At 65.8% G+C, this 12,893-nt stretch carries 13 protein-coding genes; 5 read left to right on the plus strand and 8 right to left on the minus strand.

Going from position 1 to position 12,893, the window contains the following annotated elements; genetic code table 11:
* Window positions 1–45: 45 nt before the first annotated feature.
* The 4 genes from WNM05_RS15655 to WNM05_RS15670 form a co-directional block, all read right to left on the minus strand.
* Window positions 46–1,974: a PrkA family serine protein kinase gene (locus WNM05_RS15655; protein ID WP_434628537.1), complete on the minus strand. Its 1,929-nt coding sequence runs from the start codon at window positions 1,972–1,974 to the stop codon at window positions 46–48.
* Between the two features lie 306 nt (window positions 1,975–2,280).
* Window positions 2,281–2,598, minus strand: a complete 318-nt coding sequence (locus WNM05_RS15660; RefSeq protein ID WP_434628539.1) for a PilZ domain-containing protein — start codon at window positions 2,596–2,598, stop codon at window positions 2,281–2,283.
* Window positions 2,585–3,142 carry an NUDIX domain-containing protein gene (locus WNM05_RS15665; RefSeq protein ID WP_434628542.1) on the minus strand — a complete coding sequence of 186 codons (558 nt, stop codon included), beginning with the start codon at window positions 3,140–3,142 and terminating at the stop codon, window positions 2,585–2,587. Before WNM05_RS15665 ends, WNM05_RS15660 begins: the two co-directional genes overlap by 14 nt.
* On the minus strand, window positions 3,129–3,686 hold the full coding sequence (locus WNM05_RS15670) for a DUF2062 domain-containing protein (protein WP_434628544.1): 558 nt from the start codon (window positions 3,684–3,686) through the stop codon (window positions 3,129–3,131). The genes WNM05_RS15665 and WNM05_RS15670 overlap by 14 nt, the downstream gene beginning before the upstream one ends.
* Window positions 3,687–3,876: 190 nt before the next feature.
* On the opposite strand from WNM05_RS15670, the gene WNM05_RS15675 reads away from it, so the two are divergent.
* The 3 genes from WNM05_RS15675 (at window position 3,877) to WNM05_RS15685 (ending at window position 7,060) form a co-directional block, all read left to right on the plus strand.
* Window positions 3,877–5,661, plus strand: a complete 1,785-nt coding sequence (locus WNM05_RS15675; protein ID WP_434628547.1) for an acyl-CoA dehydrogenase C-terminal domain-containing protein — start codon at window positions 3,877–3,879, stop codon at window positions 5,659–5,661.
* A gap of 201 nt (window positions 5,662–5,862) precedes the next feature.
* The gene (locus WNM05_RS15680) at window positions 5,863–6,513 is read left to right on the plus strand and encodes a DUF5610 domain-containing protein (protein WP_434628550.1); all 651 of its coding nucleotides are present in this window, start codon (window positions 5,863–5,865) and stop codon (window positions 6,511–6,513) included.
* Between the two features lie 25 nt (window positions 6,514–6,538).
* Window positions 6,539–7,060, plus strand: coding sequence for a DUF5610 domain-containing protein (locus WNM05_RS15685; protein WP_434628552.1), 522 nt, complete (start codon window positions 6,539–6,541; stop codon window positions 7,058–7,060).
* On the opposite strand, the gene WNM05_RS15690 is transcribed toward WNM05_RS15685, so the two are convergent.
* The 3 genes from WNM05_RS15690 to WNM05_RS15700 all read right to left on the minus strand — a co-directional run bounded on the left by WNM05_RS15690 (window position 6,973) and on the right by WNM05_RS15700 (window position 10,721).
* Window positions 6,973–8,025, minus strand: coding sequence for an alpha/beta hydrolase family esterase (locus WNM05_RS15690; protein WP_434628555.1), 1,053 nt, complete (start codon window positions 8,023–8,025; stop codon window positions 6,973–6,975). The genes WNM05_RS15685 and WNM05_RS15690 overlap by 88 nt on opposite strands.
* Window positions 8,026–8,180: 155 nt before the next feature.
* Window positions 8,181–8,861, minus strand: a complete 681-nt coding sequence (locus WNM05_RS15695; protein ID WP_434628558.1) for a UPF0149 family protein — start codon at window positions 8,859–8,861, stop codon at window positions 8,181–8,183.
* A gap of 171 nt (window positions 8,862–9,032) precedes the next feature.
* Window positions 9,033–10,721 carry an AMP-binding protein gene (locus WNM05_RS15700; RefSeq protein ID WP_434628561.1) on the minus strand — a complete coding sequence of 563 codons (1,689 nt, stop codon included), beginning with the start codon at window positions 10,719–10,721 and terminating at the stop codon, window positions 9,033–9,035.
* A 313-nt stretch (window positions 10,722–11,034) separates the two neighbouring features.
* Between WNM05_RS15700 and WNM05_RS15705 the strand changes: the two genes are divergently transcribed.
* Both WNM05_RS15705 and WNM05_RS15710 read left to right on the plus strand, forming a co-directional pair.
* A complete protein-coding gene (locus WNM05_RS15705) occupies window positions 11,035–11,415 on the plus strand; it encodes a MerR family transcriptional regulator (protein ID WP_434628564.1) in 381 nt (126 codons plus the stop codon).
* Window positions 11,416–11,482: 67 nt separating this feature from the next.
* On the plus strand, window positions 11,483–12,010 hold the full coding sequence (locus WNM05_RS15710; RefSeq protein WP_434628567.1) for a GNAT family N-acetyltransferase: 528 nt from the start codon (window positions 11,483–11,485) through the stop codon (window positions 12,008–12,010).
* A 1-nt stretch (window position 12,011) separates the two neighbouring features.
* On the opposite strand, the gene WNM05_RS15715 is transcribed toward WNM05_RS15710, so the two are convergent.
* A complete protein-coding gene (locus WNM05_RS15715; RefSeq protein ID WP_434628570.1) occupies window positions 12,012–12,878 on the minus strand; it encodes an EamA family transporter in 867 nt (288 codons plus the stop codon).
* Between the last annotated feature and the right edge of the window lie 15 nt (window positions 12,879–12,893).

A 12,893-nucleotide genomic window follows, 5' to 3' on the forward strand; every position in this document is an offset into this window, starting at 1 on the left:
CGGCGCCTCCTGCCGGCCCGGCGGCGCCGGACCGGCGGCCGGCTATTATGAGGACTTGCGCACCCGCAGATACCATTCGCACAGCAGGCGGACCTGCTTGGCGGTATAGCCCTTCTCCACCATGCGGTTGACGAAGTCCTCGTGCTTCTTGGCGTCCTCGGCGCTGGCCTTGGCGTTGAAGGAGATCACCGGCAGCAGCTCCTCGGTGTTGGAGAACATCTTCTTCTCTATCACCGTGCGCAGCTTCTCGTAACTGGTCCAGGTCGGATTCTTGCCGCCGTTGTTGGCGCGGGCCCGCAGCACGAAGTTGACGATCTCGTTGCGGAAATCCTTGGGATTGGAAATCCCGGCCGGTTTCTCTATCTTTTCCAGTTCGGCGTTCAACGACGTGCGGTCGAAGATTTCCCCGGTGTCCTGGTCGCGATATTCCTGATCCTGTATCCAGTAATCGGCGAAAGTGACGTAGCGGTCGAAAATGTTCTGGCCGTATTCGGAATAACTTTCCAGATAGGCGGTCTGAATTTCCTTGCCGATGAATTCAACGTATTTCGGCGCCAGATATTCCTTCAGGAAAGTCAGGTATTTCTGTTCCGTCTCGGCCGGGAATTGTTCGCGTTCGACCTGCTGCTCGATCACATACAGCAGATGCACCGGATTGGCCGCCACCTCGCTGTGGTCGAAGTTGAACACCTTGGACAGGATCTTGTAGGCGAAGCGCGTCGACAGGCCGCTCATGCCCTCGTCCACGCCGGCGTAGTCGCGGTATTCCTGCAGCGACTTGGCCTTCGGATCGGTGTCCTTCAGGTTCTCGCCGTCGTAGACCTGCATCTTGCTGTACAGGCTGGAGTTTTCCGGCTCCTTCAGCCGCGACAGCACCGCGAACTGCGCCATCATCTTCAGCGTGCCCGGCGCGCACGGCGCCTTGCCCAGCGAGGAGTTGCGGATCAGCTTGTCGTAGATCTTGATTTCCTCGTTGACGCGCAGGCAGTACGGCACCTTGACGATGTAGATCCGGTCGAGGAAGGCCTCGTTGTTCTTGTTGTTGCGGAACTGCTTCCACTCGCTCTCGTTCGAGTGGGCCAGGATGATGCCCTCGAACGGTATCGCGCCGAAGCCCTCGGTGCCCTTGAAGTTGCCTTCCTGGGTCGCCGTCAGCAGCGGGTGCAGCACCTTGATCGGGGCCTTGAACATTTCGACGAATTCGAGCAGGCCCTGGTTCGCCAGGCACAGGCCGCCGGAGTAGCTGTACGCGTCCGGATCGTCCTGCGCGTACTTCTCCAGCTTGCGGATGTCCACCTTGCCGACCAGCGAGCTGATGTCCTGGTTGTTCTCGTCGCCCGGCTCGGTCTTGGCCACCGCCACCTGGCGCAGCACCGAAGGATGGCGCTTGACGACGCGGAACTGGCCGATGTCGCCGTTGAATTCATGGAGCCGCTTCACCGCCCAGGGGCTGGGGATGCCTTTCAGGTAGCGGCGCGGTATCCCGTACTGCTCCTCCAGGATCGGGCCGTCCTCGTCGTAGTTGAACAGCGACAGCGGCGACTCGTTGACCGGGCTGCCCTTCAGGCAGTAGAACGGCACCAGCTCCATCAACTCCTTCAGTTTCTCGGCGATCGACGACTTGCCGCCGCCGACAGGTCCCAGCAGATAGAGGATCTGCTTCTTCTCCTCCAGGCCCTGGGCGGCGTGGCGGAAATAGGCGACCACCTGCTCGATCACCTCCTCGGTGCCGTAGAAGTCGCGGAAGGCCGGATAGACCTTGATGACCTTGTTGGAGAAGATGCGCGACAGGCGCGAGTCATGGCGGGTGTCCACCAACTCCGGCTCGCCGATGGCCGCCAGCATCCGTTCGGCCGCGGTGGCGTAGGCGCCCGCATCCTTCTTGCACAGCTCCAGATACTCCTGGATCGTGTACTCTTCCTCGCGGGTCTTGTCGTACCGCACTGCGTAGTGACTGAAGATATCCGGGTGCATGACTCTCTCCTGGCTGGTAGCAGGGGCTTCGACGCAACGCACGGCGCATTTGCCGCGCCCCTCGCTGAATTAGAGTACTGACTTTGTCTCCGGTTCTTTTTCTGGGTATAGCATAGCAGCGTGAAATGGCCGGATAAAACCCGGCCCAACCGGAATCTGCCAGCACGACAAGCGACGAATCGGAAAAGTTGTTGAATCAACAGGGATTTTTAAATACAGATTTTTGTAACAATCGATGAAGCTTAGTAAATTCTTGTAATTCCGACAGAAATGATTGGAAATGAATTCTGAAAATACAAAGTCTTATCAGCTTTTCCGCAGCACAATGCGGACGCCGATTTCATAAAGGTGTCCGCGCTGCACTTCGTTGCAGCGCTTGACCTCCACTTCGGCCTCGAAGGGCTTGCCCTGGGCGCTGCCCACGCCGGGCACCAGCACGATGACATTGAGCTTCTCGCCGTACTGCGGCACGAAGGCCGAACGCAGCGCCATGCCGTCCACCGACAGATCGACGCATTCGCCATAGAAGGTCTGCCCGCTCAACAGGGACTTGATCCGGGCCTTGCACCCCATGCTGACGCGCCGGCCACGCCGGCGGTCGTAATACGCGTCAAATCGGGACACCTCGCATCCTCCCGCCCAGGTGAGCCGCCAGCCAGTGCAGGCCGACTATCGATTTGCTGTCGCAGATCTCTCCGGTCAGCGCCATGTCCATCGCCCGCTCCAGCGGCACGGTCAACACTTCCAGGAATTCCCCGTCATCCAGCTTTCTCTCATTAAGGATAAGGTCCTGTGCCAGATAGTAGCTGATTTTTTCGTTGGAGTAGCCGATGCAGGGATGGGCGGTGCCCAGATAGGTCCAGTTGTCGGAACGGTAGCCGGTCTCCTCGAAAAGCTCGCGCCGGGCCGTCGCCTCCGGCGCCTCGCCCGGATCGATCTTGCCGGCCGGGATTTCGACGAACTCGCGCCCGGCCGGATAGCGGTACTGGCGCTCCAGCACCAGGGCGCCGTCCGCCGTCAGCGCCAGTATCGCGACCGCGCCCGGATGCAGGATGTACTCGCGCTGAGCCTCGCCGCCGTCCGGCAGCGCCACCTTGTCCTTGCGCACTTGCAGAAAGCCGCCCTGGTAGACCAGGTCCGACGACAGCTGTTTTTCACGCAGATCCACACTTTGCCTTTCTGTTGTTCCAGGCGCTGACCACGGCCCAGCGCCACAATAGCCGCGTGGCCAGATAGCCGGCCAGGCCCAGCGTCGCGCCCAACGCCGGCATGCCGACCAGCAACGGCCAGCCCAGATCGATCAGCCACCGCAGCGTCTGCGCCAGCCAGGCCGACGGCCCCATGACGAACAGGCTGGGCGGCGCGGTCATCGCAACCGAGGCGCCGCCGCCGAGCAACCACTGTCCGTAACGATAAGCCAGGTAGTACAGCGGCAGCACCGTCAACGGATTGCTGTACAGCGACACCACCATCGCCGCCGGCAGATTGACGCGCAGCAGCAGGGCCAGCGCCAGCGCGGTGGCCTTCTGCGTGAAGCCGGGCATCACGCCGGAATACAGGCCGACGGCGACGCCCATCGCCACCTTGCGGCGGTTGAACGACCAGCAGGCCGGCTTGTCCAGCCATGGCGCCAGCCAGCGCATGCCAGGCTGGGCGAACCAGTGCTGCCGCCGCTCGGCGAACCGCCGCATTTTCCTCTTGAACCAGCTCATTCGATATTTATATGCCGTCGCGTTGCCGTTAAGCCACACCGGGACCGTCGCGGCGGCGCGATTTAGTTGTCAAAACCTCGGGAATAATTTAAACAAGCGTTTGAATTAACGCCCCGCCCGAACAGCGGTCATCATAAAACGTATCGACCTGGCACGCACCAGGCGGCACCCAACCGAACGGAGAAACCGAATGCCTGCCTATCAAGCCCCGCTGCGCGATTTTGATTTCGTTCTCAACGAATTGATCAAGATACAGGACATCATCCCGATGTTGCCGGGTTATGAAGAAGCCACCCCGGACATCTTCCGCGCCTACCTGGAACAGGCGGCGCAATTCTGCGAGTCGGAACTGGCGCCGCTGAACCGCCAGGGCGACGAGGAAGGCTGTCAGTACGACAGCGCCACCAAGGCGGTCACGACGCCGACCGGCTTCAAGGAGGCCTACAGGCAGTATTGCGAGCTGGGCTTCCCGGCGCTGGACTGCGACCCGGCCTACGGCGGCCAGGGCCTGCCGAAGAGCCTGGCCTTCCCCATCATGGAAATGCAGTGCGCCGCCAACGTCGCCTGGTCGATGTATCCGGGATTGTCGCACGGCGCCTACTCCGCCATCCACGCCCACGGCACCGACGAGCAGAAGGCGGCCTATCTGCCCAAGCTAGTCGACGGCAGCTGGACCGGCACCATGTGTTTGACCGAGCCGCATTGCGGCACCGACCTCGGCCTGCTGAAGACCCGCGCCGAGCCGAACGGCGACGGCAGCTACCGCATCACCGGCACCAAGATCTTCATCTCGGCCGGCGAACACGACCTGTCGTCCAATATCGTCCACCTGGTGCTGGCCCGGCTGCCGGACGCGCCGAAGGACGTCAAGGGCATCTCGCTGTTCATCGTGCCCAAATTCCTGGACGGCGGCGCGCGCAACGCCGTGTCCTGCGGCAGCCTGGAACACAAGATGGGCATCAAGGCCAACGCCACCGCCGTCATCAATCTGGACGGCGCGCAGGGCTGGCTGATAGGCGAGCCGAACAAGGGCCTGGCCTGCATGTTCACGATGATGAACGCCGCCCGGCTCGGCTGCGGCATGCAGGGCCTCGGGCTGGGCGAAGCCTCGTTCCAGGGCGCGCTGGGCTATGCCCGCGAGCGCCTGCAGATGCGTTCGCTGAACGGCGCCAAGCGCCCGGAACAGCCGGCCGACCCCATCATCGTCCATCCGGACGTGCGCCGCATGCTGCTGACGCAGAAGGCCTATACCGAGGCCGGCCGCGCGCTGGCGGCGCTGCTGGCGCTGCAACTGGACATCGAGGACAAGCACGAGGACGCCGCCGTCCGCGCCGACGCCGCCGACCTGGTGGCGCTGCTGACCCCGGTCGCCAAGGCCTTCCTGACCGACAACGGCTACACCGCCGCCAATCTGGGCATGCAGGTGTTCGGCGGCCACGGCTACATCCGCGAATGGGGGATGGAGCAGCTGGTGCGCGACGCCCGCATCTCTCAGATCTACGAAGGCACCAACGGCATCCAGGCGATAGACCTGCTGGGCCGCAAGGTGCTGCTGGACCAGGGCGCCAAGCTGCGCAAGTTCACCAAGCTGATCCACACCTTCTGCCAGCAGCACGAGGGCCATGCCCAGCTGGGCGAATTCGTCGCCCCGCTGTCCAGGCTGCTGAAGGATGTCGGCGAGATCACCATGGGCGTCGGCATGGCCAGCCTGCAGGACAAGGACGAGGCCGGCGCCGCCGCCAGCGACTACCTGCGCCTCTTGGGCCACCTGACCTACGCCTGGCTCTGGGCGCGGATGGCCGCGGTGGCCCACGACAGCCTGGGCCGGGGCGAGGACGCGTTCTATCAGGCCAAGATCGCCACCGCGCGCTTCTACTACGCCAAGCTGCTGCCGGAGGCCGAGGCGCTGAAGGCCAGCATCAAGTCCGGCGCCAAGCCGCTGATGGCGCTGGACGACGAGCACTTCGCCTTCTGATCCTGCTAAAGAACGGTTGCACGCGGGCCGCATTCCGGCATGGAATGCGGCCTGTTGCGTTTTGCTCAGCAAAACTACCTAGCTTTTGCAATCGGTCCGCAAGTTTTCCGTGACGCTGCCGAAATCAAGTCATACTGACGGTAGTTCCCTCAACCCGATACAGTGCGCCAGACGGCAGCGACGCACCGACAGGAGTCCGTGATGTCGATTTCCTCCGTGAACAGCAACCAGGCCGGCCAGACGGGGCAGACCGGCGCCTCGTCCCAGACCCAGACCGGCGCCTACAACGCCCAGACCGCCCGCAACCAGCTGAACGCCACGCTGGTGGAGTCGCTGAGCGTGTCGATCAGCAGCGGCAAGCAGTCGCAGTCGCTGTTGTTCCAGGCCTCGATCACCCACATCAACCAGATCCTGAACGCCGACTTCTCGAACCAGAACGGCTCGCAGCAGGGCCAGGGCGGCGCCACGATCCAGATCAGCAGCACCCAGCTGAGCATCACCGTGCAGCAGGACGGCCAGAGCGACGACGACACCTCGCCGCAGGCGACCTCGCAGCGCATCCTGCAGGGCGCGCTGGGCATGTTCGGCCTGTATCAGCAGCAGCACCCCGAGCAAAGCGCCTCCGACCAGGCGCAGAACTTCATCAAGCTGATCCGCCAGGGCTTCGAGCAGGGCTATCAGGAGGCGACCGACGTGCTGAAGAAGCTGAACGTGTTCAACGGCGACGTCTCCGACGGCGTGCAGCAGACGCACGACCTGGTCGAGAAAGGCCTGGACGCCTTCCTGCAGCAATACCAGGGCGGCAGCGCCCAGCAAGCCGCCTCCGGCGCCGCCCAGGACAGCGGCAGCTAGGCACTGAAGCGGCGGAGCACGCGACATGGCCGCCATAGACGACATCATCATCCACCCGATAGGCGCGACGCTGCCGCGCCAGGGGGGCGACGGCGGCCTGCGCGAGCTAGGCCACCCCGCCGGCCACGCCGGCCAGCCGCCGCTGCCGGACGACGACGCCGACATCCAGCTTAGCCACGGGCACCGGGCAGCCGAGCTGCTTTACAGCGCGACGATGGACCAGGTGTCCCGGCTGGCCGGGCTGGAGCTGGACGCTGCGCTGCTGCAGGAAGGCGCGCTGCCGATGATCAGCCACAGCCAGCATCTGCTGCTGGGCGTCTCCGCGCTGTTCGAGCGCTATTGCGCCGCGCATCCGCAAGCGGCGCCGGCCGAGGCCCAACGGGCCTTCGCGCCGCTGGCCCAGGCCGGCCTGGAGCGCGGCTATCGCGAAACCTGCCAGGTGCTGCGCCAGCTGAAAGCCTACTCGCCGGCCACGGCGGCCCAGCTGCTGGGCCTGTTCATGCTGAGCGCGCGGCTGCTGCGCGAGCGGCTGTCGGCGGCGGGCTGACGCCGCTGGTCGCGGAACAGCCGCCACGCCAGCTCGGCCGATTCCGCATCCCCGTTCTGCCGCCCCAACAGGCGGATGTACAGCGCGCCGACGCGATGGGCGACGCTGGGCTCGACATGGCCGCCGCCGCTGACGGTCAACAGCTGCACCCGCCTCGCCGCCCCGTCCTCCCCCCACTGCGTCAGCGTCGCCCGGGTCGGATCGGCCGGGTCCAGGTGCGGCAATTGCTCGACGGCGCGCGGAATGTCGGACAGGCCGTCGAGCCTGCGCCAGAAGGCCGCGGAATCGGCGACCGGGATCACCTCGCCGCGCCCCTTGCCGCCGAACAGGCTGACTTCGCCGCCGCCGTACGGCACCACCGGATCGGCGGTGCCGGCGATGATCAGCGCCGGCAGCGGATGCGTCGCCGCCGCACAGCCATTGTGCCGCGCCATCGACGCGCCGACGGTAGCGAAGCCGGCCAGCCGCTCGCCCATTTCGGCCGCCAGCCGGAACGCCATCATCCCGCCATTGGACATGCCCATCACGTAGACGCGCTCGGGATCGGCCCGGTCGTCGGCGATCTCGCGCGCGATGATGGCCGCGATGAAGCCGGTGTCGTCGGTCTGCGGGCTGGAGGCGGCGTCGGCGCGGCAGTCATGCCAGCCCTGCTTGCCGTCGCCGCCGCGCGCGCCGTCCGGCGCCGCCAACAGCAGGCCCTCGCGGTCGGCGATCGCCAGCCACTGCGACAGCGGCGCCGCGCCGGCGCCCAGGCCCAGCAGCTGCCGCGCGGAGCCGCCATGGCCGTGCAGCAGGATAATCAGCGGCCGCCTGCCCGCCTGCGGCGTCTGCGGCGCGACCCTCAGGTATTCGCGTTCGCCGTCCGGTCGCTGCAGCCGCTGCGGCTGGATATCGGCGCCGACGGCCAAGCCGGCCGTGCAGGCCAGCGCAGCCACCGCCGCGTAGCGCGCTATCATTGCGAACATCGCATCCCCCGCTCGAGTGGAATCGTTCTCTTGCCGACTATGCTTCGTTCTACCATCGCTCCGCCAGGAATGCCACGGGCATTCCACGGACCAGGCGCTTCCATCATGAAAAAAGCGGACCGAAGTCCGCTTTCTCATGGCAGGCGTGCCGGCGCTCAGTTGGCGCCGCAGCAGGCCTTGTACTTCTTGCCGCTGCCGCACGGGCACTGGTCGTTGCGCCCCACCTTGTCGCCGTCGCGGCGCATCGTCACCGGCGCCTGCTCCTTGGCGCGCCAGTAGTTGTACACCGCGGCCAGCGCGTCGCTCAACTCTTCCTTGTAGCCGTCGATTTCCTCGTCGGTGAAGGTCAGCAGGTCTTCGCCGCCGTCCTCGTCCTCGAAGGCGCCGCCGAGCACCAGCATCGGCATCATCAGGCTTTCGAAGCCCTCGTCCTCCTCGGCGACTTCGAACCAGTCGGTGTCGACCAGGTCGAGCGCGTACAGATAGGCGTTGGCCCACGGCCAGTAGTCCGGCTCGCCCTCTTCGCCGCTGTCTTCCTCCGCGTACAGGATCAGATCCAGCTCTTCGCCGGCGGCCAGCGCGGCGCGGATGCTGTCGTACAGCTTCTGCAGCAGCGCGGCCAGCTCGGCCTCGTCCTCGGGATTCTCGAAGGCCGGCGCGTCGCCCAGGACTTCCGGCAGCCAGAAATCGGCGTCCACCTGGTCCGGGCCGCTGGACAGCGCGGCGAAGAAGCCCTGCACTTCGTCCGGACGCATGGTGCTGCCGCTGGCCGACAACGGCGTCAGCAGCGTTTCGAGACGGGTCAGGTCTGCATCGTTGAAAGCGGTCACGGTCATGGTGTCATTCCTCTGGATCAATCGGTCTGGCGGCATTGTAAGCCAAAAGCGCCGCCGCGAGCGGGCATTTCACGCGCGGATTTGTCATGGCGCCTGTGCGGAATCCCTATTGCGGCGTCGGCCCGCCGACCGGGCCGTCCTGCCCGCAAAAAACCTGGAACAGGCTCGTGCTCAGGCGGTCTCCTCGTCGGCGAGTCCCAGTTTCTGCAGCATCGTCCGCCGCATCTGGTATTTCTGGATCTTGCCGGTGACCGTCATCGGGAAGCCGTCTACGAACTCGATGTAACGCGGAATCTTGTAATGCGCGATATTGCCCCGGCAGAAATCGCGGATCTCGTCGGCGCCGGCGGCCTCGCCGTCGCGCAGGCGGATCCAGGCGCACAACTCCTCGCCGTAACGCGCGTCGGGCACGCCTATCACCTGCACCTCCAGTATCTTCGGATGGCGGTAGAGGAATTCCTCGATCTCGCGCGGGTAGATGTTCTCGCCGCCGCGTATCACCATGTCCTTGACCCTGCCGACGATGTTGACCGCGCCGTTGTCGCGCATCGTCGCCAGGTCGCCGCTGTGCATCCAGCCGGCCTCGTCGATGGCGGCGGCGCTCATCTCCTCGTCGCCCCAATAGCCCAGCATCACCGAATAACCGCGCACGCACAGCTCGCCGCTCCGGCCGCGCGGCACGATGCGGCCGTCGGCGTCGACGATCTTCACCTCCACGTGCGGGTGGACGAAGCCGACGCTGCCGACCCTGAGCTCCAGCGGCGTGTCGACGGCGCTCTGCAGGCTGACCGGGCTGGTCTCGGTCATGCCGTAGCAGATGGTCAGCTCGGCCATGTGCATGCGCGCGACCACCTTGCGCATCACCTCCATCGGACACGGGCTGCCGGCCATGATGCCGGTGCGCAGGCTGGACAGGTCGAAACCGGCGAAGTCCGGGTGGTCCAGCATCGCGATGAACATCGTCGGCACGCCGTGCAGCGCGGTGCAGCGCTCCTCGGCCACCGCCTCCAGCACCGCCAGCGCGTCGAAGCCCTCGGCCGGGAACACCATCGCCGCGCCGTGGCACAGGCAGCACAAGGAGCCCATCACCATGCCGAAGCAATGGTAGAGCGGCACCGGGATGCACAGCCTGTCGTCGGGCCCCAGCCGCATCGCGTCGCCGACGAAGAAGGCGTTGTTCAGGATATTGTGGTGCGACAGCGTCGCCCCCTTCGGATGGCCGGTGGTCCCGGAGGTGAACTGGATATTGACCGGCAGATCGAATTGCAGCGTCTCGCCCAGCGCCTGCAGCGCGGCCAGCTCGCCCGGCTCCGCCTCCGCTTCCAGCGCCGAAAACGGCAGCATGCCCGACGCCGCCGGCTCGCCCATCGCCACCACCCAGCGCAGGCCGGGCAGCCTGGCCGCGGCCAGCTCGCCCGGACGGCAGCCGTCCAGCTCCGGCGCCAGCTCGCGCACCATGCCGACGTAGTCGCTGCTCTTGAAGCCCGGCGCCAGCACCAGCGCGCGGCAGTCCACCTTGTTCAGCGCGTATTCCAGCTCGGCGCGGCGGTAGGCCGGATTGATGTTGACCAGCACCAGACCGGCCTTGGCCGCGGCGAACTGCATCAGCACCCACTCGACGCGGTTCTGCGACCAGATGCCGACCCGCTCGCCGGGATTCAGGCCCAGCCGCAGCAGGCCGCAGGCGACGCGGTCCACCCGGTGCCTCAGCTCGGCGTAGCTCCAGCTCACATCCTGATGGCGCACCCGCAGCGCCTGCCGTCCGGCGTGGCGTTCGCAGGCCTGGTCGAAAAAACGTCCTATGGTCTGGCCGATCAGCGGCTGGCTGCCGGCGCCGCTGGCATAGCTGGGCTCGGACATCGGGCGGCTCCCTGGTTGTTTGCGACGATATCAGGTTGACGATTACGTAAACGTAAATCAAGCTTTCATCAGTTGGCGTGGGAAAAACGCTACAATCGCCGCCTGCAAGAGCCTGCTCAAAGTCTTTTTGCGGCAGCGGCCGTTTTCTGCCGGATGCAGGGCGCCCAAAGCGGCCCGCCGCCATGTCGCTCGCGGCCAACGGACATTTGCAAGACCATGCGACAACAGAAAACGGCCCCGGAGGGCAGCCCGGCCGGCAGGCCGGGCTGCGCTGTTCACAAAAAGACTTTGAACAGACGCTAAGGAAAACATCATGAATGCAGCCGAATTTTTCACCATCTCCGACCTGGCGCGCGAATTCGACGTCACCCTGCGCACGATACGCTTCTACGAGGAACAGGGCCTGATCGAACCGACCCGCGACGGCCGGCAGCGCCTGTTCACCCGACGCGACCGCGCGCGGCTGAGGCTGATCCTGCGCGGCAAGCGCATCGGCCTGTCGCTGGCCGAAATCCGCGAAATCATAGACCTGTACCAGCTGGCCCACGACGAGGCCAGCCAGTCGCAGATGCTGCTGGACCTGCTGCAGGCCCGCCGCCGCCAGCTGGAGGCGCAGCGTCAGGACATCGACGCCGTGCTGGACGAAATCGGCACGCTGGAGGCGCATTGCCGCACGGTGATCGCCGCCGCCTGACGGCGACATTATTGCATTGTCATTATCGGCTTGGCAAAATGGCGCCCCGATCCGTGGAGCCGCCGCCATGCCCAGTCCCTACACCGCCTCGCTGACCCTGCAGCCGCTGACCGCCGATCGTGCCGCCGACTTCTGGCGCGTGACGGACAGCGTCGCCAGGGAGCGCCGCTATCTGGCCTTTCTGGAAATCCCGCAGGCGGCTTCGGCCGAATACGTGCGCAGCCAACTCGCCAGCCAAGCCCCCCACCTGTTGTTGCTGGACGGCAATCAGGTCGTCGGCTGGTGCGATGTCACCCCGCATCGCCTCCCCATTTATCAGCACGGTGGCACGCTGGGCATCGGGCTGTTGCCCAGCCATCGCGGCATGGGCCTGGGCGGATGGTTGCTGGAAAGCACATTGCAGCTGGCGGAACAGCGCGGCTTCGACCGATTGGAGCTGACCGTGCACGAAGACAATCTCAACGCGATCAAGCTCTACGAAAGACACGGCTTCCTGCCGGAAGGCCGCAAGCGCAACGCCGTGCGCATCGACGGCCGCTCCCTGGATGTCCTGATGATGGCGCGGCTGGCGCCGCACCCATCGTCCAGGCCATGACTTACTTCATCATGCTCCGCTGCACGGCCAGCACGCTGGCCAGCACCACCGCCATGCCCGACAGCGATTGCGCCGACAAGGTCTGCCCCAGCAGCGCCCATCCCAGGATCACCGCCGTCAGCGGGCTGAGCAGGCCCAGCGACGACACCGCCACCGGCGACAGCCGCGCGATGCCGCGGAACCACAGCAGATAGGCCAGCAGCGCGCCGAACAACGCCAGATAGCCGTAGCCGGCGATCTGCGTCCAGCCCAGCCGGGGCAGCGGCGGATCGACGGCCAGCGCCAGCGGCAGCAGCATCAGGCCGCCCAGCGCCAACTGCCAGCCGGTCAGCGCGGTCACCGGGGCCGACAGCCGCCAGCGCCGGGTCAGATAGGTGCCGCAGGCCATCGACACCGCGCCGCCGAAAGCGGCCAGCATGCCCAGGCCGTCCCAGCGCGAACCCGGAGACAGCAGCAGCGCCGCCATGCCGGCCACGCCGGCCAGGCTGGCCCACAAGGCCATGGCCGCCGGCCGTCGGCTGTCCAGCCGCCAGGCCAGCGCCATCACCAGCAGAGGCTGGCAGGCGCCGACCACCGCGGCCAGGCCGCCCGGCAGCCGGTAGGCGGCGACGAAGAGCAGCGCCTGGAAGGCCCCGATATTGAGCGCGGACAGGATCAGCAAGCGGCCCCACTCCGCCGCGCGAGGGCGCCAGCCACCCAGCCACAGCAGCAACAGGCCGGCCGGCAACACCCGCAGCAAGGCGGCGGTGAACGGCCTGTCCGGCGGCAGCAGCTCGGTGGTGACGATATAGGTGGAACCCCAGATCACCGGGGTCAGCGCGGTCAGCAGCACATCGCGCCAGTGGCCGGCTTCGGTTTTCACAGACATGGGCAATCCTCACGC

Origin of the sequence: Chromobacterium sp. CV08, assembly GCF_051129845.1 — a bacterium.
In the GTDB taxonomy this organism is placed as follows: domain Bacteria; phylum Pseudomonadota; class Gammaproteobacteria; order Burkholderiales; family Chromobacteriaceae; genus Chromobacterium.

Excerpts from the sequence above, each read along its gene's own strand:
- WNM05_RS15655 (WP_434628537.1), bottom strand. The coding sequence starts at position 1,974 with ATGCACCCGGATATCTTCAGTCACTACGCAGTGCGGTACGACAAGACC.
- WNM05_RS15670 (WP_434628544.1), bottom strand. The coding sequence starts at position 3,686 with ATGAGCTGGTTCAAGAGGAAAATGCGGCGGTTCGCCGAGCGGCGGCAG.
- WNM05_RS15675 (WP_434628547.1), top strand. The coding sequence starts at position 3,877 with ATGCCTGCCTATCAAGCCCCGCTGCGCGATTTTGATTTCGTTCTCAAC.
- WNM05_RS15680 (WP_434628550.1), top strand. The coding sequence starts at position 5,863 with ATGTCGATTTCCTCCGTGAACAGCAACCAGGCCGGCCAGACGGGGCAG.
- WNM05_RS15685 (WP_434628552.1), top strand. The coding sequence starts at position 6,539 with ATGGCCGCCATAGACGACATCATCATCCACCCGATAGGCGCGACGCTG.
- WNM05_RS15690 (WP_434628555.1), bottom strand. The coding sequence starts at position 8,025 with ATGTTCGCAATGATAGCGCGCTACGCGGCGGTGGCTGCGCTGGCCTGC.
- WNM05_RS15695 (WP_434628558.1), bottom strand. The coding sequence starts at position 8,861 with ATGACCGTGACCGCTTTCAACGATGCAGACCTGACCCGTCTCGAAACG.
- WNM05_RS15700 (WP_434628561.1), bottom strand. The coding sequence starts at position 10,721 with ATGTCCGAGCCCAGCTATGCCAGCGGCGCCGGCAGCCAGCCGCTGATC.
- WNM05_RS15705 (WP_434628564.1), top strand. The coding sequence starts at position 11,035 with ATGAATGCAGCCGAATTTTTCACCATCTCCGACCTGGCGCGCGAATTC.
- WNM05_RS15710 (WP_434628567.1), top strand. The coding sequence starts at position 11,483 with ATGCCCAGTCCCTACACCGCCTCGCTGACCCTGCAGCCGCTGACCGCC.
- WNM05_RS15715 (WP_434628570.1), bottom strand. The coding sequence starts at position 12,878 with ATGTCTGTGAAAACCGAAGCCGGCCACTGGCGCGATGTGCTGCTGACC.